The following is a 25,066-nucleotide window of genomic DNA, read 5'->3' on the forward strand; positions in this document are numbered from 1 at the left end:
GGATCAAGGCGGCGCATTCTTGATGGAGACTGGTAATGCCCCCGATGGAACTGGCGTCCCACGCCGCGCCTGCGGCTTCGTCGCCGCCCGAGTCCCGCGAAACCGCTCGCGCGTATGCCAAGGTGTTCTGGCGGCTGGTGCCGTTCCTGATGCTTTGCTATGTCATCGCCTACCTGGACCGCGTCAACGTCGGCTTCGCCAAGCTGCAGATGTCGCAGGACCTGGGCTTCAGTGAAACCGTCTTTGGCCTGGGCGCCGGCGTTTTCTTCATTGGCTACTTCCTGTTCGAAGTGCCCAGCAATTTGCTGATGCACCGGCTGGGGGCGCGGATCTGGATCGCGCGCATCATGATCACCTGGGGCATTCTGTCGGGCATGTTCATGTTCGTCGAAACCCCGACGGGCTTCTACATCCTGCGCTTCCTGTTGGGGCTGGCCGAAGCCGGGTTCTATCCCGGCGTGATCCTGTACCTGACCTACTGGTACCCGGCCCACCGACGCGCAAAGATCATCGCGCTGTTCATGTCGGCCATTCCGGTGGCGGGCATCTTCGGCAATCCGCTGTCCGGCTGGATCATGGAGGCCTTCCATGGCATGCACGGCTTGCAGGGCTGGCAATGGATGTTCCTGATCGAGGCCGTGCCGGCGCTGGTGATCGGCGTGGTCACTGTGATGTATCTGGACAATGGCATCGCCAGCGCCAAATGGCTGAGCGACGACGAAAAGAAGCTGCTGACGCGCGAGATCGAACAGGACCAGAAGGAGACAGGCACGCAGAAGCATTCGCTGCGCGCGGTGTTCGCCGACAAGCGCGTGTGGTGGATGTGCCTGATCTACTTTGCCTTCGTCGCCGGCCAGTATGGCTTGACGTTCTGGATGCCCACGCTGATCAAGTCCACGGGCGTGACGGGGGCGTTCAACATCGGCCTGCTCAGCGCCATCCCCTTCCTGTGCGCCATCGTCGTGATGAACCTGCTGGGCCATTCCGCGGACCGCCGGCGCGAGCGCCGCTGGCACCTGATCGTGCCGGCGCTGGCGGGCGCCGTGGGCTTCTCGGCGGCGGCTTCGTTTGCCGACAACACCGTGGTGTCCCTGGTGTTCCTGTCCATGGCGGCCGCGGGCGTGCTGACCTGCGCACCGCTGTTCTGGTCGCTGCCGACCGCGTTTCTGTCCGGCACGGCTGCGGCCGCCGGCATCGCCATCGTCAACTCCGTGGGCAACCTGGCCGGCTTTGCCAGCCCCTACATGATCGGCTACCTGAAGGACCTGACCAGTTCCACTGCGTCCGGCATGTACGTGCTGGCGGGCGTGCTCGTCATTGGCGCCATCGCGGTCTGGTTCACGCCGGCCAAGCTGGTCAACCGCTAGCGCGGCGTCCGCAATCACCTCTGCATCAAAGGAACCGACATGCCGCGCCTGGCCGCAAATCTCAGCATGATGTACACGGAACATCCCTTCCTGGAGCGCTTCGCCGCCGCGGCGCATGACGGGTTCACGGGGGTGGAATTCCTGTTTCCCTACGATTTCACGGCGGCCGAGATCCGATCGCGCCTGGATGCGCACGGCCTGACGCAGGCCCTGTTCAATGCGCCGCCGGGTGACTGGGCGGCGGGTGAGCGCGGCATCGCATCGCTGCCTGGGCGCGAAGACGAGTTCAAGCGCGGATTGGACCAGGCGCTGGAATACGCCGCGGTGCTGGGCAACCGCCATCTGCACGTGATGGCAGGCCTGATCCGTCCCGGCCAGGACCACGCGGCGCACCGGGATGTCTACGTCAGGAACCTGGCGCTTGCCGCGCGCATGGCCGCCACCGCTGGCGTTACCGTGGTGATTGAACCGATCAACACGCGCGATATTCCCGGCTTTTTCCTGAACCGGCAGGACGACGCGCAGGCCATTCGTCACGACGTGGGCGCGGACAACCTGAAGGTGCAGTTCGACATCTACCACTGCCAGATCGTCGAAGGCGATATCGCCGTGAAGCTCGAACGCGATATGCCCGGCATTGGCCACATCCAGATTGCGGGCGTGCCAGACCGTCACGAACCCGATCTGGGTGAACTGAACTACCCGTACCTGTTCCAGCGTATCGACGCGTTGGGTTATCAAGGCTGGATCGGCTGCGAATACCGCCCGCGCGCCGGAACGTCCGAAGGCCTGGGCTGGGCCCAACCCTATCTCACCCATCGTTGAGCATCCCATCATGAAGATACTGATCACCGGCGGCGCCGGATTCCTGGGCCAGCGGCTGGCGCGCAAACTGCTCGAGCGCGGCACGCTGGCGCTGGAAGGCGGCAAGCCCCAGACCATTACGCAAATCGATTTGCTGGACGTCGTGAAGGCGGATCTGCAGGACCCGCGCGTACGGTCGCTGGAAGGCGACATTGCCGACCCGGCGGTGCTGCGGCAAGCCATCGATACCGAGACGCGCGCCATTTTTCATCTGGCCGCCATTGTCAGCGGACAGGCGGAGGCGGACTTCGACCTGGGCATGCGCATCAATCTGGACGCCTCGCGCGCGTTGCTGGAAACCTGCCGCGCGCTGGGCCACAAGCCGCGCGTCATTTTCACCAGCTCCGTGGCGGTGTATGGCGGCAATCTGCCCGACACCGTGCGCGACGACACTGCGCTCAATCCGCAATCGTCCTACGGCACGCAGAAGGCCATCGCCGAACTGCTGCTGGCCGACTACACGCGGCGCGGGTTCGTCGATGGCCGTGTGCTGCGCCTGCCGACCATCAGCGTGCGTCCCGGCCGGCCGAATGCGGCGGCGTCGTCGTTCGCCAGCGGCATCATCCGCGAACCCCTGAATGGCGAACCGGCCGTGTGCCCGGTTGGCGCGGACACGCGGCTGTGGCTGCTGTCGCCGCGCGGCGCGATCGCTGCCTTGATCGCAGGCTGCGAGCTGGATGCCGAGGCGATGGCGGACCGGACGCCGATCAACCTGCCTGGCGTGTCAGTCACGGCGGCCGAGATGGCGCAGGCCTTGCGCGAGGTCGCGGGCGACGAGGTTGCCGACCGCATCAGCTGGCAGGCGGACGCGCGTGTCGAGCGCATCGTCGGCAGTTGGCCGGGGCGTTGGGACACGTCGCGCGCCACCCGCCTGGGCCTGACGGGCGATGGCAGTTTTGCCGACATCGTCCGCGCCTACATGGCCGACGACCTGAAGCGTTGAGTCGCCGCCTTTCCCTTTTGCATCCCGCTCCCGGACAACGAACGACATGATCAATTCCACAGAAACACCGCGCCGCGTTGGCGTCATCGGCCTGGGCGCGATGGGCGCGGGCATTGCCCAAAGCCTGCGCCGCGCCGGGCACGCGGTCCACGTGTACGACATTCGCGCCGACGCCGCGGCGGCCTTCGCGGCGCAGGGCGGCGTGGCCTGCGCCAGCCTGGCGGACATGGCGCAGGCCTGCGAGATCGTCGTCAGCGTGGTCGTCAACGCGCAGCAGACCGAGTCGGTGCTGTTCGGCGACGGCAGCCTTGCCGCGGCGCTGCGGCCCGGATCGGTATTCGTCATGTGCTCTACCGTGGACCCCAACTGGTCCGTGGCACTGGAAGGGCGCCTGGCCGGGCAGGGCATCCTGTATCTGGACGCGCCCATCTCCGGCGGCGCGGCCAAGGCGGCTGCCGGCCAGATGACCATGATGACCGCCGGCAGCGCGGCCGCGTACGAGGCTTGCGGGTCAGTGCTGGAATCGATGGCGGGAAAGGTCTATCGGCTGGGCGACCGCGCGGGCGCGGGAAGCAAGGTCAAGATCATCAACCAGTTGCTGGCCGGCGTGCACATCGCGGCCGCCGCCGAGGCCATGGCCCTGGGCCTGCGCGAAGGCGTGGACGCCGATGCGTTGTATGAGGTCATCACGCACAGCGCGGGCAACAGCTGGATGTTCGAGAACCGCATGCCCCACGTGCTGGCGGGCGACTACACGCCGTTGTCCGCAGTGGACATCTTCGTGAAAGACCTGGGCTTGGTGCTGGATACCGCAAGACACACCCGGTTCCCGCTGCCGCTGGCATCCACCGCGCACCAGATGTTCATGCAGGCGTCGTCGGCCGGCCATGGCCGGGAAGACGACAGCGCCGTGATCAAGATTTTCCCGGGCATTTCCCTGCCGGAGGCCAAATGACGATCAAGCTGGGCTGCATCGCCGACGATTTCACGGGCGCCACCGACCTGGCGAACAATCTGGTCCGCGCGGGCATGCGCACGGTGCAGACCATCGGTACGCCGGGCGAGCCACTGCGGGACGACGCGGACGCTGTGGTGGTCGCGTTGAAGACCCGCACGCTGCCGCCCGACGAGGCCATCGCGCAATCGCTCGCAGCGCTGCAGTGGCTGCGTGCGCAAGGGGCCGAACAGATCTACTTCAAGTACTGCTCCACGTTCGACAGCACACCGCAGGGCAATATCGGGCCGGTCACGGATGCGCTGATGACGAACCTGGATACCGCTTTCACCATCGCGACGCCGGCGTTTCCCGACAACAAGCGCACGGTGTTCAAGGGCTATCTGTTCGCGGGCGACGTGCTGCTCAACGAATCCGGCATGCAGCATCACCCGCTGACGCCGATGACCGACCCCAACCTCGTGCGGGTGCTGGCGGCGCAAACGTCGCGCCGCGTGGGCCTGATCGATTACAGCGTGGTCGCTCGCGGCACCGCCGCCATTCGTGAACGCATCCAGGAACTGATGTCGCAGGGCATCGAGATCGCCATCGTCGACGCCGTGTCCAACGACGACCTGCTGGCGCTGGGCCCGGCGCTGCAAGGCATGCCGTTGGTGACGGCGGGCTCCGGCGTGGCCATTGGCCTGCCGGGCAACTGGGGGCTGGCGGCTACGGGTTCTGCCGGCGTGGTGCGCGCACAAGGCTTGCAGGCCGTCGTGGCGGGCAGTTGCTCCGCCGCGACGAATGCGCAGGTGGCGGCCTTCATTGAAAGCGGCCGGCCCGCGCTGGCGCTGGATCCCATGAAGCTGGCCGCCGGCGAGGACGTGGCGGGGCAGGCGCTGGCCTGGGCCGAGCCGCGCATGCAGGACGGCCCGGTGCTCATCTATTCCACCGCGCAGCCTGATGCCGTCAGGCAAACCCAGGGCGCGCTCGGCGCGAGCCAGGCGGGCGCCATGATCGAAGCGGCAATCGCGCGCATCGCAGCCGGATTGGTGGAGCGCGGTGTGCGGCAATTGATCGTGGCCGGCGGCGAGACCTCGGGCGCAGTGGTGCAGGCGCTGGGCCTGGAGCAGATCACGATCGGCGACCAGATCGATCCGGGCGTGCCGTGGTGCGCCGGTTATGCGCCGGTTGCGCAGGCCGACATCAGCATCGCGCTGAAGTCCGGCAACTTCGGCAGCCGGGATTTTTTCACGAAGGCGTTTCGCTAGCGGCCTGTGCAGGCCGGGGCGGTGCAGTCCGGGGCGGTGCAGTCCGCGGCGGTGTAGTCCGGTATAGCGCTTCAGTCCGGCTCAGCGGTGCGCCTGGCTCAACCGCTTGGCGGCATTGACCATGTGAATGCGGGCGGCTTCCCGGGCGCCGTCCACATCCTTGCGCCGGATGGCTTCGACGATGGCGATGTGTTCCTGCAATACGTCGCGCATCAGATTTGCATGGCGCGCCTCGTTGCCGCGGGTGACGCGTGTGGCGGCTTCCAGGAACTGGCTGACGAACGCAAGGGTGGTCAGAAAGTACGGGTTGCCGGTGGCGCGCGCGATGCTGCGGTGAAAGGCCACATCTTCCTTCACACCATCTCCGCCGTTGTCCACGGCCTGCGAGATCGCAGCCAGCGCCGCGTCGATCTCCACCATGTCTTGCTTCTTGCGGCTGGCGGCGGCTTGCGCCGCCACTTCGGTTTCCAGGGCCCGGCGCAGATCCACGATGTGCAGCACGGCCTCCAGCGACGAGAGCTCGGCCGCATCGATCCGCAGCGCCCGGTTGCCGCTGTGCCCCGTGACGAAGACTCCGCTGCCTTGCCGGGCTTCGACCACGCCATCCTGGCGCAGCCGCGACACGGCTTCGCGGATCACCGTGCGGCTGACGCCAAACTGTTCGGCCAGCGCGGATTCCGTGGGCAGCTTTTCACCGGGCAGCACGCGTCCTTCGTCGATCTCGGCGAGCAGACGTTTGGCGACCGTGTCGGTCAAGGTGGGAACAGCGGGAAGTCGGGGAAACGCCATGGACGGGGAGTGGGGGGAGAAACAAAAAGGCCCGTCTCGACGTCATCGGCGGGGCCATCGGCAATAGTAACCCGGTCTATCGGCGGGTTCGCCTAGGTGCCGTCGGCATGGGCTGCCTGCGCGTCCAGGAGGCAATGCATGAAGCATTGCGCGGCCGGCGTTGGGGGCGAGTCGGCACGCGTCAGGACCGACACGCGCGCCGCGGGCAGCGGATGATCCAGACGGACCATGCGTAACCCGCGCGGCAGCAACTGATGATCGAAAAGATTGCGCACGAAGATGCCCAGCGCGTCGCTCTCCGCAATGATAGCCAGCGCCACCGCGATGGACTGGCAGGGAATCACGTCGCGCGGGGGCGGCAACCCATGCGCATCGAACGCCAGCCGCAGCAGGTTCGCGGGGGCTTGAATATTGCCCGGCAGCAGCCATAGCGCATCGTGCAGCTCGGCCAGCGTGCGCGCACCGCGCAGCGGATGGCCCGCGCGTGCGCCCACCGCCAGCGGCAGCGTGAACAGCGTGGTCCGCGCAAACCCGTCGTCGATGTCGCCGTCGTACTCGGTCTGCACCAGGAAGTCGTAGCGGCCGGATTCCAGCTGCTCGTGGCTGTAGGGCGGCGCGACCTCGTTGAAGGCCACCGAGACGCGCGGCATGCGTGCGCGAAACGCGGCCAGCGCGGCGGGCAGGACCGTCAGCGCCGCGGAACTGATGGCGAGGTTCAGCGTGCCGCCCTCGCCGTCGCGCATCTGGCCGATCTCCTCTTGCGCCTTGCGGGCTTCCTGCAGGATCAGCACGGCGCGCTTGTATAGCGCTTCTCCGTAGGTGGTCAGTTCCACGCCCTTGACGCTGCGGCGCACCAGCTCCGCGCCCACGCTCTGCTCCAGCTCCCGCAGGCTGCGGGTGGCGGCGGGCTGGGTGACAAAGAGCGCCCGCGCCGCGGCACGGATGCTGCGATGCTCGGCAATCAGCACAAAGGCGCGGAGTTGGCGCAGGTTCATGGGCAAGTCGTTCCGGATTGGGCGGGCAGGGCTATAAGCAAAAGTGCTCATCGCGACAAAAATACTGTCTTTTGCTTATCGTGCGCCATCCGTATATTCACGGCGGTGGGGCGCGCAAAGCGATCCGGACGCACGGACCGGCGGCCCTGCACCGGACATCAAGGGGAAAACAATGTCTATTGCCATCGCCGCAGGCGGCCCGGGGTTGTACACGCCGTCGATGCGCCGCCGCGTCATTGCCGGCACCACCATCGGCAACGCGCTCGAGTTCTTCGACTTCACCGTCTTCACGTTCCTGATGCTGGTCATCGGGCCGCTCTTCTTTCCCGCGGCATCCGGCTACGGCCAGTTGCTGCTGACCACCGCCACCTTCGGCGTGGGCTTTCTGATGCGGCCCGTGGGCGGCATGCTGATCGGCTCGTACGCGGACCGGCACGGCCGCCGCGCGGCCATGACGCTGACGCTGTGGCTGATGGGCCTGGGCTGTGCGCTCATCGCCCTGGCGCCGACCCACGCGCAGATGGGCGTGCTGGGACCCGTGCTGATGGTGCTGGCACGGCTGATCCAGGGCTTTGCGGCGGGCGGCGAGGTCGGCGCCTCGACCACGCTGCTGGTGGAACACGCGCCGCCCGGCAAACGCGGCTTCTATTCGAGCTGGCAGTTCGGCAGCCAGTCGCTCGGCGTGATGCTGGGCGCGCTGACCGTGGCGATCCTGACGGCGGCGCTGACTAAGGAAGAAATGCAGGCCTGGGGCTGGCGGGTGCCGTTCGTGATCGGCATTCTGACGGTGCCGGTGGGCGCCTACATCCGCCGCAATCTGGAGGAAACGCTGGAACCCGCGCCTGCCGCCGGCGCCAGAACCACCGCCGCCGGCCACCAGCCGCTGCGGCGCGTCTTTGCCGACCACAAGCTCACGATCGTCAAGGGCATCCTGCTCGTGATCGGCGGCATGGTGTGCGCGCAGATCATCGGCTTCTACATGCCGGCTTACGCCACGAAGGAACTCGGCCTGCCTGCCACGTCCACGCTGTTTGCCAGTGTCGTGCTGGGCGCGATCGGTTTCGCGCTGGCGCCGTTCGTCGGCATGCTGGCGGACCGCGTGGGGCGCAAGCGGGTGATCTTCTGGTCGCGAGCCGTCACGGTCTGCGTGCTGCTGCCGTGCTTCCAATGGCTGGTGTCGGCGCCCAGCACCGGGCGGCTGATGACGGTCATCGCCTTGCTGGCCGTGCTGCTGGCGCTGCAGACCGCGCCCGTCATCACGATGCTGCCCGAACTGTTCCCGAAGGCCGTGCGCACCACGGGCATGTCCGTGGTGTACGGTCTGGGCATCTCGGTCTTCGGCGGCTTCGCGCAATTCTTCGTGACCTGGCTGCTGCACGTGACCGGCAACCCGATGGCGCCCGCGTGGTACCTGATGGTCACCGTGACGCTTTCCACCGTGGTGCTGTTCTGGATTCAGGACCGCACCGGCCATGACATCGACAGCCAGGAGCCCTGACATGCAATCCGTTGAACGCTACTTTTCCAGCAGCTACGCCCAGGCGCGCGAACGCTTCCTGGCGGCCGCCGCGCCGGTGGCCACGCAGGTTGCGTCGTACGGCATCGCGGCCGTGGGCAGCCAGGGCGAGCCGCTGGCCACCGACGTGGCGCTGATCGGCGATGCCGACGCGCAGCGGCTCCTGATTGTGACGTCGGCCACGCACGGCGTGGAGGGCTTCTGCGGATCAGGTTGCCAGCTTGCGCTGCTGGATGACGCGCCGATGCTGGAACGCGCGCGGCAGGCGGGCGTGGCGCTGCTGCTGGTGCACGCCGTGAATCCGTACGGCTTTTCGTGGATCGCTCGCACCGACGAGGGCAACGTCGACCTGAACCGCAATGCCCAGCCCTTCGACGGCCGCGCGCTCCCGGCCAATCCAGGCTATGGCGAGATCCACGATCTGCTGTTGCCTCAGGAATGGCCGCCCACGGAGCAGAACCGCCAGGCCATCGCCCGCCATATCGAAACGCACGGCCTGGCCGCCACGACGCAGGCCGTGTCGCGCGGGCAGTACACGCATCCGGATGGCCTGTTCTATGGCGGCGCGGGGCATTCGCCGTCGCTGCTGACCCTGCGCGACATCCTGCGGACCCACGCCAGCCGCCACGCGCACATCGGCTGGATCGACGTGCACACGGGCCTGGGGCCGCGTGGTCACGGCGAGAAGATCTACGCCGGCCGGCGTGACGACACGGAAGTGGCGCGCGCGCGGCAGTGGTGGGGCAGCGATATCGCCGTGCCGTATCAAGGCAGCTCGGCCTCGGTGGACATCACGGGCCATCTCGCGGGTCTCATCTACGACGCCTGCCCCGCGTCGGAACCGACGTTGATGGCGCTGGAGTTCGGCACCAAGCCTTGGGACGAGGTGGTGCACGCGCTGCGCGGACGCAATTGGCTGCGCGCGCATCCCGACGCCAGCGATGCCTTGCAACAGGACATCCTGCAGGCCACACGCGACGCGTTTTACTGCGGGCAGGAAGATTGGCAAGGCATGGTGCTGGGCCAGAGCCGCGTGGCCGTGCTGCAAGCGGTGTGCGGCCTGCAGGCTGCCGGGTAGCAGCGCGCCAGGTGACGGGTAGCACCTGCGGCGGCGTTGCGCCGCAGTGGGTTGCACCGTCATCGGAGCTACCGCAGGGATAACCCGCGAGTTTTGGCGCGACGTGGGTTATCCCTACTTGAGGGGTGCAGCAACCCGTCGATATGCTTTGGTTAACCGTAGAGACCGCAGAGTCTTCGGAGGAGTTTCAAACCAAGCCGGCAGTTGCTGAAAGGAACCGGATTTGCATAGTGCGCCTCCTTTGGACTCAGCCGTCGCAGCCTCGCGGGAAAAGCCATTGCGCGTGATCCCGTGGGCCACGTGGCTGCACCGCGTTTTCGTGGTTCTCATGTATGCGTTCATGCTCAGCCCCATCGTGCTGGTGGTCTGGCTGAGCTTCTTCAAGGACGCCATCCTCTATTTCCCGCCATCGGGCTACACGCTCTCCTGGTACGTCAAGGCGTGGGAAAACCCCGCGTTCGCCAACGGCTTCATCTTCAGCCTGCAAGTGTCGCTGGTGGCTGCGTTCATCGGCGTGACGATGGGCGTGCTGGCCGCGGTCGCGATTGCGCGCTACCGCTTCAGTGGCAGCAAGGGTGTCAACACGCTGCTGCTGTCGCCGCTGCTGATCCCCGGCATCGTCGCGGGCGTGGCCGTCTATCTCTTTTACCTGCGCGCTGAAAACGTGCTGGATCAGGACCTCGTCGGCACCTTCGGCGGCCTGGTCATTGCGCACGTGTGCCTCACCATCCCGTGGACCGTGCGGCTTGTGACGGCGGGCATGGCCGGGCTGGACGGCTCCATCGAGGAAGCCGCGCGCAACCTGGGCGCAAGCGCGCCCAAGGCCTTCATGCGGGTGACACTGCCGATGCTGCGGCCGTCCATCGTCGCCGCGGCGCTGTTCAGTTTTGTCGTGTCATTCGAGAACCTGGAGCTGTCCCTGTCGCTGGTCGGCCCGGGGCGCACCACGCTGCCCATCGCGATCATGCAGTACCTCGAATTCAACCTGGACCCGACCATCGCGTCGGTGGCCTCGGTGCAAATCCTGCTGTTGGGCATCATCATGCTTGTGACCGACCGCTATGTGAAACTCAGTCAGGTGGTGTAAGAAATGGCGAAGGTCTCAATCGAAAACATCCGCAAGCAGTTCGGCGCGGCGGTCGCGGTGTCGGATTTTTCCCTGGAGATTGCCGAAGGCGAACTGGTCACCTTTCTGGGACCCAGCGGCTGCGGCAAGACGACCACGCTGCGCATGATTGCCGGCTTCATCACGCCCACGGCAGGGCGCATCCGCATCGGTGAAACCGACGTCACGCGGCTGCCGGTGCACAAGCGCGACACCGGCATGGTGTTCCAGCGCTACGCGCTGTTTCCGCACATGACGGTGGCGGAAAACGTGGCGTTCGGCCTGGAAATGCACAAGGTGCCCAAAGCCGATCGCGATGCAAAGATCCGGCGCGTGCTGGACATGGTGCGCATGACGGAACTGCGCGACCGCTATCCGCGCCAGTTGTCCGGCGGCCAGCAGCAGCGCGTGGCGATTGCGCGGGCGCTGGCGATCGAACCCAAGGTGTTCCTGCTGGACGAACCGTTGTCGAATCTGGACGCCAAGCTGCGCCTGGAAGTGCGCGAGGAAATCCGCGCGTTGCAACGGCGCTTGGGCCTGACCACCGTGTTCGTGACCCACGATCAGGAAGAAGCGCTGGCGATTGCCGACCGCATGGCCATCATGCACGACGGCATCGTGCAGCAGGTGGGCGCGCCCGACACGCTGTACGAGCGGCCCGCCAATCTGTTCGTCGCGGACTTCCTGGGCAAGATGAATGTCTTTACGGGACGCGGCCAGGCCGACGACCAGTTCGAAACCAAAGCCGGACAGCGCATCGCCGCGCCGGGCGGCGGCAATGCCACGCATGTGGGCGTGCGGCCGGAACGTGTACGCCTGCAAGCGCAGCCGTCGGGCGGCAATGCGTTGCCCGGCGTCATCGAATCGTCGTTGTACCTGGGATCGGTGCTGGAGGTGCGGGTGCAGCTTGATGGCGGCGACCGCCTGATCAGCCAGATCGTCAATGCCGGCACGCGCGCCGCGCCGCCCGCCGCCGGCGAGCGCGTGTATGCGTGCTTCGAACCCGACGACTGCGTCGCCTTCACGCAATAGGAGGCGCGATGACGACCGCAACGCAGGACGGACGCCCCAGCCGCTGGCTGGGCCCAGGGCTGGCCTTTCCGGCCTCGCTGGTGGTGCTGGTGATCATCATGATCCCCATCCTTCAGCTGGCGCGCTACAGCTTCAATCATTTCGACCCGGTCGAGATGATGCAGACCGCGTTCACGTTCGAGAACTACGCCAAGTTCTTTGGCGACCCGTACTACCGCGACATCTTCTTCACCACGCTGGGCATCGCGGCGCTGTGCACGGTGCTGGCGCTGGTGCTGGGCTTTCCGGTGGCGTACTTCCTGGCGCGCACGCAAAGCCGCTACAAGAGCCTGTTCGTGATCCTGCTGGTGTTTCCGCTGATGGTGGGCAACGTGGTGCGCGCGGCCGGCTGGATGGTGGCGCTGGGCAATGCGGGCGTGGTCAACGCCGTGTTGCAGGGGCTGGGCATCATCGATAAGCCGCTGACGCTGATATACACGCCAACGGCGGTGGTGATCGGCACCACTGCGGTGGTCATGCCGTATCTGATCCTGACGCTGCAAAGCGTGCTGGAAGGCATGGACCTGTCGGTGGAAGAGGCCGCGCGCAATGTGGGCGCCAGCTTCTTCACCACCTTCCGCCGCATCGTGCTGCCGATCGCCGCGCCAGGCGTGGCCGCGGGCACGATGCTGGTGTTCATCCTGTGCATGAATGCGTACGCCACGCCGGTGCTGCTGGGCGGTTCCGGACTGACCATGATGGCGCCGGCGCTATACGACCAGATCACCAAGGCCTCGAACTGGCCGTTCGGCGCGGCGCTCGCAGTCATATTGGTGTGCGGCACGCTTGTCATTGCCCTCTTTTCGAACTGGCTGATTCACCGGCGCTATATCAAGACGATGGCGTCCTGACCTGGATACCCCGATAAGGAAATTCTCATGTCTGCTGTGCTGTTCAAGAATGCGAACCTGCTCGATCCCCTGCAGTCCGACCTGCTGGAGGGGCACCACGTGCTGGTCGAGGATGGCGTCATCAAGGAAGTGTCGGACAAGCCGATCAGCGCTTCCTCGGCGCGCGTGATCGACGCCGCGGGCCGCACGCTGATGCCGGGTCTGATCGACCTGCACGTGCACGTGCTGGCCACGCAGTTGAACCTGAGTACGCAGGGCGTCCTGCCGGACGCGCTGGTGATGATGCGCGCGGTGCCCATCATGGCCGCCATGCTGCGCCGGGGCTTCACCACCGTGCGCGACGCGGGCGGCGCGGGCTGGGGCCTGAAGTGCGCGGTCAACGAAGGTACGGTCAAGGGACCGCGCCTGTTCATCTCGGGCCGCGCCATCAGCCAGACCGGCGGCCACGGCGATCCGCGTCCGCGCTCCGATCACCTGCGTCCCATGAGCTTTTGCGGCTGCTGCTTCCGTGCGGGCGATATCGGTCGCGTCGCCGACGGCATCGACGACGTGCGCAAGGCCGTGCGCCAGGAACTGCAGATGGGTGCGGACCAGATCAAGATGATGGCTTCGGGCGGCGTGGCCTCGCCCACCGATCCCATCGCATCCTTCGGTTATTCGGAAGAAGAGATCCGCGTCATCGTCGACGAGGCGGCCAGCCGCCAGACCTACGTGATGGCGCATTCCTATACTGCCGACGCTATCGAGCGCGCCATCCGCAACGGCGTGCGCACCATCGAGCACGGCAATCTGGTCGACGAACGCGTGGCGCGCTTCATGGCCGAGAAGGGCGCGTTCGTGGTGCCGACGCTGGTGACCTACGAGGCCCTGGCAAACGAAGGCGCCGATTACGGCCTGCCGGCGGACTCTGTCGCCAAGATCGCGACGGTGCGCACCGCAGGCCTGCATTCGCTTGAGATCTACAAGAAGGCGGGCGTGAAGATCGGCTACGGGTCGGATCTGCTGGGCCCGTCCCAGCGCCTGCAGAGCGACGAATTCCGCATCCGCCGCGAGGTGCTGTCCGCGCAGGAAGTCATCCAGTGCGCGACCACGACCGCCGCCGAAGTGCTGAACCAGGTCGGCCAGCTGGGCCGCATCCAGGAAGGGGCACTGGCGGACGTGCTGCTGGTGGACGGCAATCCGTACCGGGACCTGTCGTGCCTGCTGGGGCAGGGTGAGCACATCGGCCTGATCATGAAGGGCGGCGTCATCGAACACAACGAGCTGGGAGTCTAGGAGCCATGAGCGATCCCACGTTTTCGCAGTCGGAAGTCGGCGAAGAGTCGCGCGACGTCAACGCGGCCAAGGGCTGGCATCCGCCTTCGGCGCCCGCGCCGCGCGACCGCGGCCTGGGACCGTTTCCGCGGCTGATCCTGCGCGGGGCCACGATCATCGACGGCACCGGCGCGCCGCCCTGGGGGCCGGTGGACATCGTGATCGAGAACGATCGCATCACGGCGCTGGTCAATGTGGGCACGCCGCACAAGGCCATCGACCCCAAGCGCCGGCCCGGTCCGGGCGACCACGAGATCGACTGCCACGGCAAGTTCGTCACGCCGGGCTTTGTGGACGCGCACGCGCACATCGGCACGCCGTATCACGCCATGAGCGGCATCGTGCCGCCCGCCGACTACATCTACAAGCTGTGGCTGGCGCACGGCGTCACTACCGTGCGCGAAATGGGCGCGATGGGCGGCCTGGGTTGGACGATGGAGCAGCGCGAGCTGTCCGCGGCCAACCAGATCGCCGCGCCGCGCATGATCGTGCATTCCGTGTTCCCGGCGGTGAACGACCGCGTCAAGACCATCCACACGCCCGAGCAGGGCCGCGAATGGGTGCGCAAGCTGGCCGCGCGCGGCGCGGACGGCATCAAGTTTTTCGGCGCCCCGCCCGCCATCATGGAAGCTGCGCTGGACGAGGCGGCCAAGGTGGGCCTGCGCTCGGGCTGCCATCACGCGCAGATGGCAGTGACGCGCGTGAACGCGATGAAGTCCGCGCGCTGGGGGCTGACCAGTTCCGAACACTATTACGGCCTGCCCGAGGCGCTGTTCGAAGACCGCGTCGTGCAGTCGTTTCCGACGGACTACAACTACAGCGACGAGTATTACCGCTTTGCGGTGGCCGGCCAGACCTTCATGCAGGCCGCGCAGCCGGGGTCGGCCAAGTGGCGGCAGGTCATGGACGAGTTCCTGGAACTGGGCCACACCTTCGTGCCCACCTTCAACATCTACGACGCCAACCGCGACCTGATGCGCGCGCGCCGCGCCGACTGGCACGACGAATACACGTGGAAGGCGGTGTGGCGCTACTTCCAGCCGCAGCGCGGCGGCCACGGCGCCTACTGGTATCGCTGGAGCACCACCAACGAGATCGAATGGAAGCAGAACTACCGGCTGTGGATGCAGTTCATCAACGAATACAAGAACCTGGGCGGACGCGTCTGCGCGGGCAGCGATTCGGGCTTCATCTACCAGATCTATGGATTCGGCTTCGTCCGCGAACTTGAGCTGCTGCAGGAAGCGGGCTTTCATCCCATCGAGGTCTTGCGCGCGGCCACGTCGCACAGCGCGGCGCTGCTGGGCATCGATGACGACACCGGCTCCATCGACGTGCAAAAGCGCGCCGACCTGCTGATCCACGACCAGAACCCGCTGACCGACTTCAAGCTGCTGTTTGGCACGGGCGCCATGCGGCTGAACGACGACACCGCCAAGGTCGAATGGCAGCGCTGCCTGCAGACCACCATCAAGTCGGGCGTGGTGTACGACACCGCCGAGCTGCTGGCCGACGTGCGCGCGATGGTCCGCGACAGCTGGGCCGACGATCCGGACGGCGAGCGTCCGCCGGCCGGCGGCGCACCGTCGGGATCGCCGTGCGACACGGGCGAGGACGCACCCTGATGGCCGTCGACCTGTTCCTGTTGTGCGGGTTTCTGGGCAGCGGCAAGACCACGCTGCTGGTGGACTACCTGCGCGATCCGGAATCGCGTGACACCGGCGTGATCGTCAACGAGGCCGGCGAGGTCGGCGTGGACGGGGCCATCGTGGCCAATGACAGCGACAACGTGCCGATGACCTTGATGGCCAACGGCTGCGTGTGCTGCTCGCTGCGCAGCGACCTGGTCTACACGCTGAGCGCGCTGCTGGACGCGCCCCGCCCCGAAGGCGAAGGCCCCTTGCAACGCGTCATCCTGGAATGCAGCGGGCTGTCGCGGCCCGGCCCGATCATCGCGTCGCTCGCGGATCCCGAGCTGGCCAGCCGCGGCCTGCGGCTGACGATGGTCTGCACCGACGATTGCGCGCGCGATCCCGACGCGCTGGCCGAGATGGACGAGGCCATGGCGCAGTTCGGGGCGGCGCATCGCATCGTGCTGACCAAGACCGATCTGCTGCCGGCCGTGCCCGGTGCGCTGGGCGCTCGCGCCGCGCGCGCCGAGGCCCTGAATCCGCTGGCCGCCATCGTCGCGGAGCCCGATCGCACCCGCGCCGTGCAGGCCGCGTTCGCGCCGTCGCAAGGCACTTCCGACCTGGCGGGGCTGGCGGCGCGGATGCTGTCGGCAGGCGGGCAGGGCGCGGCGCATCCGCGCATCCGCGTGATGGCGGCGCGCGCGCAGCCCGGCATCAGCTGGACCGATTTTTCCGAATGGCTGGACAACCTGGCCGGGCTTTGCGGCGACCGCCTGCTGCGCGTCAAAGCCGTGGTGCGCGTCAGTGATTGCGAGGAGCCCATCTTGATCCAGTCCGTCGGCTCGACCTTCAGCCTGCCGCAGCGGCTGACGCGGCAGCCCGATGCGCGCGACGCGATCATCGTGATTGCGCGCGACATCGAGGCCGAGGAAATCCGTGCCTCCGCGCCGCATGCGCCGGTCGACATGCTGGTCTGAACACCGTTGAATCCAAGGCCGCGCGGCCAGACTGGCGTGCCGCGCGATGCTTCGTAGCTAGTCGTCAGTTCTTTTCGATACGAGGTTGTCATGCAAGAGAAAAACCTGAATCGCCGTGGCTTCATCAAGACCGCCTCCGGCCTGGCTTTGGCGCCCGCCCTGGGCTGGCTGCCCGGCATGGCCCACGCCGCCGAAAAGGAAATCGTGGTCGGCACCTGGGGCGGCGACTACCAGAACCTGCTGCAGCAGATCATCAATCCCATCGTCGCCAAGCAGGACGTGAAGGTGGTCTACGACACGGGCAACGCCGTGGGCCGCGTCACCAAGCTGCGCGCCGAAAAGAACTCGCGCCGCGGCAGCATGGACGTGGCGCTGCTGGGTGAAGTCGACATGTACGACGCCGAGCGCTCCGGCACGCTGGAGCCCCTGGACGTCAAGAAGCTGCCCAACCTGGCCAACGCGATCGACACGCTGAAGACGCCGTACTCGATTCCGCACATCTTCAGCGCGATGACGCTGGTCTACAACACCGAGAAATTCCCGACGCCGCCCGATTCGCTGCAGGTGCTGCTGGATCCCAAGTGGAAGGGCCAGGTCGGCTTCTCCGACATTCTTTATCTCTACAACTCGGTCTTCGTGGGACTGGGCGCGGACGGCACCACCAAGGACTACGAGGGCGGCAAGCGGTTCCTGGCCAAGCTCAAGCCGAACGCGCCGCGCATCTACCCGTCCAATGAAGCCGTCGCGGCCGCCTTCAAGTCCGGCGAAATCGCGATCGCCGTCATGTGGAAGGCGCGTGCGCTGCAATGGAAGGACAGCGGACTGCCGCTGGGCTTCGTGATTCCGAAGGAAGGATCGGTGCCGGTGTCGTTTGAAGCCGCCGTCGCCAAGAACAGCCGCAACAAGGACGCGGCGTGGGCGTACCTGAACGCCATGCTGGATCCGCAGGGCCAGATCGGCTTTGCGGAAAAGATGGGCTATGCGCCCACCGTGACCAACGCGTCGCTGCCCGAGGCATTGAAGCGCGTGGGCTTCTCGGATGCCGAGGTCAAGCTGCTGCACGCGTACGACCTGAAGGGATTGACCGAGAAGAAGGCGGAGATGCTGGAGTTCTGGAACAAGGAGTTCAAGGCGGGTTGATAGGGCGCGGGGCGTCGTTCCCCGCGTTTGCGCCACTGACCGCGTCATCGAAGCGCGATTCCTGCAGCGGAATCGCGCTTTTTCGTTTCCGGACGCCGCTGCATGCGTAGTGAAATGTTATATCATCCGCCTGCTGGTTTGTAATGATATAACATCCGAGAGAGTAAAGATGAACGGTAAGAAGCTGGGGATGGGGAAAGCGCGCGGCAAAGCATCGCGCGTTCGAGCGGTTGGCCGGGCGCCCTTGAAGCCGCTGGTGTGCTCGCTGATGCTGATGGCGCCCGTCGCCCAGGCGCAGACCGAAGGCGAGACCCGCACGCAGACCGTGGCGCCGATCACGGTCTCCGCGAATCCGCTGGGGCTGGACCTGAACAGCACCACGCTGCCGGCCTCGGTGCTGGAAGGCGATGCGTTGATCGAGCAGCGCAACGGCACGCTGGGCGAAACGCTCAAGAACCTGCCGGGCGTCAACAGCGACACGTTCGGCGGCGGCGCCAGCCGTCCGGTGATCCGCGGACAGACCGCGCCGCGCGTGAAGGTGCTGTCCGATGGGTCCGAAGTGATGGATGCCTCGGCCATCTCGCCCGACCATGCGGTGACCGTCGAGCCGCTGCTGGCCGACCGCATCGAAGTGCTGCGCGGCCCGGCCACGCTGCTCTACGGCGGCGGCGCGATCGGCGGCGTGGTGAACGTGATCGACAAGAAGATTCCGACCGAAGTGCCGGAAAAGGGCATCGCGGCCGAAGCGGAACTGCGCGGCGCCACCGGCACCAAGGAACGCGCCGGCGCGGTGGGCATCACGGCGGGCGAAGGCCAGTTCGCGGTGCGCGTCGAAGGCATGAAGCGCCGCACCAGCGACTACGACGTGCCGGACTGGCCCGGCGGCAAGCTGGAAGGCTCGTACAGCGAGTCGACGCAGGGCTCGGTCGGCATGTCGTGGATCACGCCGCGCGGCTACGTGGGCGTGGCGTTCACGCACCTGCAAAGCGAATACGGCCTGCCCGGCCACAACCACGAATACGAAGGCTGCCATCCGCACGGCACGCATCTGCATTGCGGCGGCCATGACCACGACCATGGGGACGAAGGCGAGGAAGGTCACGACCACGACCATGATCACGAACATGGCGGCGTGCCCTACGTGAAGCTGCGCAGCAACCGGATGGACCTGCGCGCCGAATACCAGGATCCGTTCGCAGGCTTCGAGAAGATCCGATTCCGCGGTGGCCTGACGGATTACCAGCACGACGAGATCGAGGGCGGCGAGGTCGGCACGCGTTTCAAGAACAAGGGCTACGACATGCGGGTGGAACTGCAGCACAAGCCCATCGCCGGCTGGCGCGGCGTGATCGGCCTGCAGAACGCATACAGCGATTTCAGCGCCGAAGGCGAAGAAGCATTCCTGCCGCCGAGCAAGACGCGTTCGAACGGCGTGTTCCTGCTGGAGGAATACCAGTTGAACGACTGGCGCTTCGAGCTGGGCGCGCGTCAGGACTGGCAGCGCGTGTCGCCGTCGGGCGGCGCGCCGCGCAGCAGTCTGTCGGGCACGTCGCTGTCGGCCGCCGCGATCTGGGACTTTGCACCGCAGTATTCCGTGGCGCTGTCGCTGTCGCGCTCGCAGCGCCTGCCCAACGCGCAGGAGCTGTATGCGGACGGCATCCACATCGCCACCAATACGTATGAACTGGGTAATCCGGACCTGACGCGCGAAACGTCGCACAACATCGACCTGACGCTGCGCAAGCATTCGGGCGACACGACGTTCTCGGCCAGCGTGTTCCACAACCGCGTGAAGAACTACATCTACGCCAACACGCTGGATCGCTACGAGGACTTCCGCCTGATCGAATACACGCAGCAGGATGCGGAATTCACGGGCGTGGAAGGCGAACTGCGGCACCAGTTCACGCCGATCTTCTCGGCGGCGGTGTTCGGCGACTACGTGCGCGGCAAGCTCACGGGCGGCGACGGCAATCTGCCGCGCATTCCGGCCGGACGCGCGGGCGTGCGCGGCAACTTCAAGTGGCAAGAGTGGTCGGGCGGCGTCGAATACGCACGCGTGTTCGCGCAGAAGGACATTGCGGCCTATGAAGACACCACGCCGGGCTACAACATGGTCAACGCGGTGGTGGCCTATCGCGGCCAGTACGGCGCCACGGGCTACGAGGTCTTCCTGCGCGGCACCAACCTGCTGAACAAGCTGGCTTACAACCACGCCTCGTTCATCTCGACGGTTGCGCCGCTGCCCGGCCGCAGCGTGCTGCTGGGCGTGCGCATGACGTACTGACCCGGTTGGGTGCGGCGGCGGGCTGTGCTATTTTCGGCGGGTGCCGCTGTCCGCGGCGGCATCCCGCGCCAGGAGCCCGCCATGCTGAAGTTCGCCGCCAATCTGTCGATGATGTACACGGAACATGCGTTCCTGGACCGCTATGCGGCGGCCGCCGCCGACGGCTACGCGGGCGTGGAGTGCATGTTTCCCTATGAAGCGCCCGCCGCGTTCGTGCGCGAGCGCATGGACGCCGCCGGGGTGGCGCAGGTGCTGTTCAATGCGCCGCCCGGCATCACCGCGCAAGGCGATCGCGGGCTGGCGGCCCTGCCGGGCCGGCAGGCCGAGTTCCAGGCCGGCATCGAGCAGGCGCTTTCGTATGCCACGGCGTTGTCTTGTTCCAACGTGCATGTGATGGCGGGCGTGGCGCCGCCTGATGCCTCGCGCGAGGCGATGCTGGACTACTATCACGCCAATCTCGACTGGGCCGCGCGCGAGGCGCGCTCGGCCGGCGTCACGCTGCTGATCGAGCCGATCAACACGCGCGACATCCCCGGCTATTTCCTGAACCGCCAGGAGGACGCGCACGCCGTCGTGCAGGCGGTCAATGCGCCCAACCTGAAAGTGCAGATGGACCTGTACCACTGCCAGATCGTCGAGGGCGATGTCACCGCCAAGCTGCGCGAGTACCTGCCCACCGGGCGCGTGGGTCACCTGCAGATTGCCGGCGTGCCGCTGCGCCAGGAGCCGGACCGGGGCGAACTCGATTACGGCTGGGTTTTCGGCGTGCTGCGCGAGTTGCAGTACACCGGCTGGATCGGCTGCGAGTACCGTCCTGCAGGTTCCACGTCGGCCGGACTGCGCTGGCTGAGCGCCGCGCGCGCCTGATCGGCAACAATCCCGCATTTGAAGTTCAAAAGGAGTGAGCGTCATGTTCCAGGGCGTGCTGCGCATGCTGTTTTCGGCGGCGCTGGCCGCGGCCATGCCGGCTGCGTCGTGGGCGGCCGATTATCCCGATCGGCCCATCCGGTGGCTGGTGCCGTTCAGCGCGGGAGGCGGCAGCGATCTGGCGACCCGCATCGTGGCCCGGCATGTCGGCCAGACGCTGGGGCAGCCGGTGGTGGTGGAGAACCGCCCGGGCGCCGCCACCATCGTCGCCGCGCAGGAGGCCGCGCGCGCCCAGCCGGACGGCTACACGGTGCTGACCGCGGGCATGAGCACGCTGGCGCTCAACCCGTGGCTGTACGACGATCTGCCCTACGATCCGCAGCAGCAACTGACGCCGGTGTCCACGCTGGTGGCGCTGCCCATCGTGCTGGTCGCGGCGCCTAATTCGGGCCTGCACACGCTGGACGACGTGAAGACCTATCTGAAGCGCGAGCCGCAGGGCAGCTATGCGTCGCTGGGCGTGGGCAGTCCGCATCATCTGGCGATGGAACTGTTCATGGAAACCGTCGGCGGCCGCGCGACGGCGGTGCCGTACAAAGGCTCGCCGCCCGCGCTGCAGGACGTCGCCGCGGGCGTGGTGCCGCTGATGATGGCGGACCTGGCCGCCGCCCGGCCGCTGATCCAGGCGGGCAGGCTGCGCGCGATTGCCGTGCCGTCCGCCAAACGGTCTGCGCAACTGCCGGGCGTACCGACGTTTGCCGAGGCCGGCGGGCCGATCTTCGAGGCGGCGGCCTGGCAGGGCGTGGTCGCGCCGGCCGGCACGCCTGCGCCCATCGTGGAAAAGCTCAGTCAGGCGATCCGGCAGGCGCTGACATCGCCGGATGTCGTCAGGCAGTTGACGCTGCAGGGGTTGGAGCCGACCGGCAGCACGCCCGATGCCTTTCGCGCGTACGCGCGGCAAGAGCACGAACGCTGGGGCGCGGTCATTCAGGGCAAGGGGCTTTCCGCGGAATAAGGGGCCGGGGTGACGCGATGCCGGGCAAGGCGTAAACGGGACTCGGCGCTGGGTGAGAAGGGTTCGGGTAGCGAAGGGCCGGGTAACAGCCGCCGCAAGGTGTAACGCCGGCGTGCACGGCGGCGGCGCGGGCGTACGATGAAACGATGCGCATCCGGCCCGGACCGCGGGCGAGGAGACTGCCATGTCTTTGATCGTAGCTGCCCGCTTCGAGGGCTTTGAAGCCGCCAAGGCCGCCGCCAGCCGCCTTGCCACCAGCGGCTTTCCCGACTGGGATATCCATACCTTCTACGTCAATCCCGCCGGCGAGCACGGCCGCTTTCCCTATGGCGGCGACCGGCGTTCCGACCCCGACGCGGGGCGCGCCGACATGGGCGCCTATCTGGGCGCGGGCGGCGTGGGGGCCGTGTTTGCGGTGTTCGGCGGATTCGTCGCGGCAGAACTCAGCGACTCCACTGCCGCAATACTGGCCGCGGCGGGTGTGGGCGCGTACCTCGGGTCGCTGTTCGGCGCGCTTTGGGTGACGGGGCACGGCACCACGCAGCACGGCCACTTCAATCCCGACTCTCATGCCGAGATCCGTCAGGCCGGGGTCATGGTCGCCGTGCGGGTCAGGCCGCAGCGCGAGATCCTGGCATGCCGCATTCTGCGCGATGCCGGTGGCGCCGACGTGGAGCACGCCAACGGCCGCTGGCGCAACAACCATTGGGAAGACTTCGACCCGCTATCGCTGCCGCAGCGCGAGCCGGGTTTTGGTTGATGGCGGATCAATCCGGCGCGGGGATCGGCGCCTTGCGGCTGCGCTGCGCCGTCGCGGCGCAGCCGGCGGAGGCGATGATGATGCCGCCGATCGCCAGCCATTGCGTCTGCGACAGGTGTTCGTTCAGCACGACGACCCCGGCCAGCGCGCCCATCGCGGGTTCCATGCTCAGCAGCACGCCGAACGTCTTTTGCGGCAGCCGCCGCAGCGCCACCATTTCCAGCGAATAGGGCAAAGCGCTGGACAGGATGCCGACGGCCACGCCCGCCAGAATCAGTTTGGGATCCAGCAGCGCCATGCCCGCGTGCGCCGCGCCGACGGGCAGGGCGACCATCGCGGCCGCCAGCAGACCCAGCGATGTTGCCTGGCCGCCATGCACGTTGCCGGCCATCTTGCCGAAGATGATGTACAGCGCCCAGCACACCGCTGCCCCCAGCGCGTACGCGATGCCTTGCGGATCGAGGTCGTGGACGGACTGGCCGGTGGGAATGAGCAGGATCAGGCCGGCCAGCGCGCAGGCGATCCACACAAAGTCGATGGCGCGCCGTGACAGCACCACAGCCAGCGTCAGCGGTCCTGTGAATTCGATGGCGATGGCAATGCCCAGCGGCAGCGTTTTCAGCGCCATGTAGAACAGCAGGTTCATGCACGCCAGCGTCACGCCGTACAGGGCGATCTTCGCGGCGTTGACGCGCGTCAGCGGAAAGCGCCACGGCCGCCAGAAGGCCAGCAGGATGATGGCGCCGATGACGATGCGATACGCGGTGGTGCCTTGTGCGCCCACTTCCGGAAACAGCGACTTCGCGAACGACGTGCCCACGCATAGCGAGGCCATGGCGCCGATCAGCGACAGGGTGGGGAGCAGGGTGGACGTGGCGCTGTGGTGTCCGTTGTTCAAGGTGGCGGCGGTCATGGAAGGCGGGGTTTGTGCAAAAACGCTTGTGTCAGGGATGTGGCGTGGACGGTCAGGGCTGCGGATTCATCGCCGTGGAAACCAGCACGTAGATCGCAAGCCCCAGCATGATCGCGCCCAGAATGCCCTGCTGCGCGCGCAGGAACCACGGATTGCGCGCGACCCAGCCGCGGATGCGCGACGCGCCGTACGCAAAGCAGCTGCCATAGGGCAGGCTGAGCGCTTTCATCGTGATGCCCAGCACCAGCATCTGGATCCAGACCGGCCCATTGTCCGGCGAGGTGAACTGCGGCAGGAAGGCGATCATGAAGAGCAGCACCTTCGGATTGAGCAGGTTGGTGATGAAGCCCTGCCAGAAGGCGTCGCGCGCGTCGCCCGGCCGGGCCGCCAGCGATACCTCGGCGGCGTTCGCGCACCGGATCATCGCCTTGATGCCCAGGTACCCCAGATACAGGCCGCCCGCCGCCTTGATGCCGACGAAAAGCGTGGGAAAGGTCCGCAGCACGGAAGCCAGGCCCAGCACCACGGCCGGAACCTGGATGAATCCGGCGGCCACGTTGCCCAGCACGCTATGGAAGGCGGGCCGAAACCCTTGCGTCATGCCGCGCGATAGCGTGAGGGCCATGTCGGGGCCGGGCGTGAGCTTCAAGGCCGCGTCGGCGGCCAGGAAAAGCAGGAAAAGCTGGAGTGACGGCATTGCAGGGTGCAGCGTGGAATTCCCGGCGGCGCGGGCGGAGGGCTCCCAGTGTAAGCAAGCGGCTTGAATAATTCCTGCGTCCGGCGGGCGCGAAATGAAGTTTCCCGTCGAATTCTCGATGGTTTGCGTCGCGGCCACGATTAGAATCCGCCGATACCCGCATCCCGCGCGATGTTTCATCTCAAACGCGTTCCGAGCGCCCCATGGAACTAGACGATTTCGACCTGCAGATCCTGCAAAGCCTGCAAGAAGACAACCAACGGACCAGCCAGGAGGTCGCGCAACGCGTGAACCTGTCGCCGGTGTCCTGCCTGCGCCGCATGAAGCGGTTGCGCGACTCCAAGGTGGTGACGGCGGACGTGTCCGTCGTGGACCCCGCCGCCGTGGGACGCGGGATCACGATGGTTGTGCTGGTGTCGCTGGAAAGCGAGCGCGCCGACAAGCTCGACCAGTTCAAGCGCGCCATGCAGACCGCGCCCGAGATCATGCAATGCCTGTCGGTGACGGGTGAGGTCGATTTCGTGCTGACGCTCACCATGCGCGACATGGCGGAATATGAGGTGTTCGCGCAGCGCCATTTCTGGGGCAATCCCAACGTGAAGCGGTTTTCGACGCTGGTGGTGATGAGCCGGGTGAAGAATGGGCTGACGGTGCCGGTGATGGCTGGGGAGTGAACCGGCG

The 25,066-nt window shown here is 66.7% G+C and carries 23 protein-coding genes; 19 read left to right on the top strand and 4 right to left on the bottom strand.

Going from position 1 to position 25,066, the window contains the following annotated elements; genetic code table 11:
* Positions 1-44 precede the first annotated feature (44 nt).
* From HV681_RS05390 to otnK, 5 genes are read left to right on the top strand one after another with little or no spacing between them, the layout of a single operon-like run.
* Positions 45-1,367 (top strand): MFS transporter, encoded by a 1,323-nt coding sequence (locus HV681_RS05390; protein WP_370633006.1) that lies wholly within the window; start codon positions 45-47, stop codon positions 1,365-1,367.
* Between the two features lie 39 nt (positions 1,368-1,406).
* Positions 1,407-2,192 (top strand): 2-oxo-tetronate isomerase, encoded by a 786-nt coding sequence (gene otnI / locus HV681_RS05395; protein WP_175122117.1) that lies wholly within the window; start codon positions 1,407-1,409, stop codon positions 2,190-2,192.
* 10 nt (positions 2,193-2,202) lie between these two features.
* Positions 2,203-3,174 carry a D-erythronate dehydrogenase gene (denD, locus tag HV681_RS05400; protein WP_175122118.1) on the top strand — a complete coding sequence of 324 codons (972 nt, stop codon included), beginning with the start codon at positions 2,203-2,205 and terminating at the stop codon, positions 3,172-3,174.
* A gap of 46 nt (positions 3,175-3,220) precedes the next feature.
* Complete coding sequence (ltnD, locus tag HV681_RS05405) at positions 3,221-4,129, top strand: L-threonate dehydrogenase (RefSeq protein WP_175122119.1); 909 nt, start codon at positions 3,221-3,223, stop codon at positions 4,127-4,129.
* The gene (otnK, locus tag HV681_RS05410; RefSeq protein WP_175122120.1) at positions 4,126-5,379 is read left to right on the top strand and encodes a 3-oxo-tetronate kinase; all 1,254 of its coding nucleotides are present in this window, start codon (positions 4,126-4,128) and stop codon (positions 5,377-5,379) included. The genes ltnD and otnK overlap by 4 nt, the downstream gene beginning before the upstream one ends.
* 81 nt (positions 5,380-5,460) lie before the next feature.
* On the opposite strand, the gene HV681_RS05415 is transcribed toward otnK, so the two are convergent.
* On the bottom strand, positions 5,461-6,168 hold the full coding sequence (locus HV681_RS05415) for a FadR/GntR family transcriptional regulator (protein WP_175122121.1): 708 nt from the start codon (positions 6,166-6,168) through the stop codon (positions 5,461-5,463).
* A gap of 92 nt (positions 6,169-6,260) precedes the next feature.
* The gene (locus HV681_RS05420; RefSeq protein WP_175122122.1) at positions 6,261-7,163 is read right to left on the bottom strand and encodes a LysR substrate-binding domain-containing protein; all 903 of its coding nucleotides are present in this window, start codon (positions 7,161-7,163) and stop codon (positions 6,261-6,263) included.
* A gap of 172 nt (positions 7,164-7,335) precedes the next feature.
* On the opposite strand from HV681_RS05420, the gene HV681_RS05425 reads away from it, so the two are divergent.
* The 13 genes from HV681_RS05425 to HV681_RS05485 all read left to right on the top strand — a co-directional run bounded on the left by HV681_RS05425 (position 7,336) and on the right by HV681_RS05485 (position 22,775).
* Positions 7,336-8,661 carry an MFS transporter gene (locus tag HV681_RS05425; protein ID WP_175122123.1) on the top strand — a complete coding sequence of 442 codons (1,326 nt, stop codon included), beginning with the start codon at positions 7,336-7,338 and terminating at the stop codon, positions 8,659-8,661.
* Between the two features lies 1 nt (position 8,662).
* Complete coding sequence (locus HV681_RS05430; protein ID WP_175122124.1) at positions 8,663-9,757, top strand: M14 family metallopeptidase; 1,095 nt, start codon at positions 8,663-8,665, stop codon at positions 9,755-9,757.
* Between the two features lie 277 nt (positions 9,758-10,034).
* The gene (locus tag HV681_RS05435) at positions 10,035-10,844 is read left to right on the top strand and encodes an ABC transporter permease (protein WP_175122125.1); all 810 of its coding nucleotides are present in this window, start codon (positions 10,035-10,037) and stop codon (positions 10,842-10,844) included.
* 3 nt (positions 10,845-10,847) lie between these two features.
* Positions 10,848-11,894 carry an ABC transporter ATP-binding protein gene (locus tag HV681_RS05440; RefSeq protein WP_175122126.1) on the top strand — a complete coding sequence of 349 codons (1,047 nt, stop codon included), beginning with the start codon at positions 10,848-10,850 and terminating at the stop codon, positions 11,892-11,894.
* A gap of 8 nt (positions 11,895-11,902) precedes the next feature.
* Complete coding sequence (locus HV681_RS05445; RefSeq protein ID WP_175122127.1) at positions 11,903-12,784, top strand: ABC transporter permease; 882 nt, start codon at positions 11,903-11,905, stop codon at positions 12,782-12,784.
* Positions 12,785-12,811: 27 nt separating this feature from the next.
* Entirely contained in the window at positions 12,812-14,059 is a 1,248-nt protein-coding gene (locus HV681_RS05450; protein ID WP_175122128.1) for a metal-dependent hydrolase family protein, read from the top strand.
* Positions 14,060-14,064: 5 nt separating this feature from the next.
* Positions 14,065-15,723 (top strand): amidohydrolase family protein, encoded by a 1,659-nt coding sequence (locus HV681_RS05455; protein ID WP_175122129.1) that lies wholly within the window; start codon positions 14,065-14,067, stop codon positions 15,721-15,723.
* Positions 15,723-16,706 (top strand): CobW family GTP-binding protein, encoded by a 984-nt coding sequence (locus tag HV681_RS05460; protein ID WP_175122130.1) that lies wholly within the window; start codon positions 15,723-15,725, stop codon positions 16,704-16,706. Before HV681_RS05455 ends, HV681_RS05460 begins: the two co-directional genes overlap by 1 nt.
* Positions 16,707-16,796: 90 nt before the next feature.
* A complete protein-coding gene (locus HV681_RS05465) occupies positions 16,797-17,846 on the top strand; it encodes an ABC transporter substrate-binding protein (protein ID WP_175122131.1) in 1,050 nt (349 codons plus the stop codon).
* A 190-nt stretch (positions 17,847-18,036) separates the two neighbouring features.
* Positions 18,037-20,133 carry a TonB-dependent receptor domain-containing protein gene (locus tag HV681_RS05470; RefSeq protein WP_414631296.1) on the top strand — a complete coding sequence of 699 codons (2,097 nt, stop codon included), beginning with the start codon at positions 18,037-18,039 and terminating at the stop codon, positions 20,131-20,133.
* An 81-nt stretch (positions 20,134-20,214) separates the two neighbouring features.
* A complete protein-coding gene (otnI, locus tag HV681_RS05475) occupies positions 20,215-21,000 on the top strand; it encodes a 2-oxo-tetronate isomerase (RefSeq protein WP_175122132.1) in 786 nt (261 codons plus the stop codon).
* A gap of 43 nt (positions 21,001-21,043) precedes the next feature.
* Positions 21,044-22,015 (top strand): Bug family tripartite tricarboxylate transporter substrate binding protein, encoded by a 972-nt coding sequence (locus tag HV681_RS05480; RefSeq protein ID WP_175122133.1) that lies wholly within the window; start codon positions 21,044-21,046, stop codon positions 22,013-22,015.
* Positions 22,016-22,199: 184 nt separating this feature from the next.
* On the top strand, positions 22,200-22,775 hold the full coding sequence (locus HV681_RS05485) for a hypothetical protein (RefSeq protein ID WP_175122134.1): 576 nt from the start codon (positions 22,200-22,202) through the stop codon (positions 22,773-22,775).
* A gap of 7 nt (positions 22,776-22,782) precedes the next feature.
* Here the strand turns inward: HV681_RS05485 and HV681_RS05490 are convergent, their stop codons facing one another.
* Both HV681_RS05490 and HV681_RS05495 read right to left on the bottom strand, forming a co-directional pair.
* A complete protein-coding gene (locus HV681_RS05490) occupies positions 22,783-23,688 on the bottom strand; it encodes an EamA family transporter (RefSeq protein ID WP_175122135.1) in 906 nt (301 codons plus the stop codon).
* Positions 23,689-23,740: 52 nt separating this feature from the next.
* Entirely contained in the window at positions 23,741-24,385 is a 645-nt protein-coding gene (locus HV681_RS05495) for a LysE family translocator (RefSeq protein ID WP_175122136.1), read from the bottom strand.
* A 203-nt stretch (positions 24,386-24,588) separates the two neighbouring features.
* Here HV681_RS05495 and HV681_RS05500 point away from each other — a divergent pair, with 203 nt between their 5' ends.
* Positions 24,589-25,059, top strand: coding sequence for an Lrp/AsnC family transcriptional regulator (locus tag HV681_RS05500; protein ID WP_175122137.1), 471 nt, complete (start codon positions 24,589-24,591; stop codon positions 25,057-25,059).
* Positions 25,060-25,066: the final 7 nt, after the last annotated feature.

It is taken from the genome of Achromobacter animicus (genome assembly GCF_902859585.1).
GTDB lineage: Bacteria > Pseudomonadota > Gammaproteobacteria > Burkholderiales > Burkholderiaceae_B > Achromobacter > Achromobacter animicus.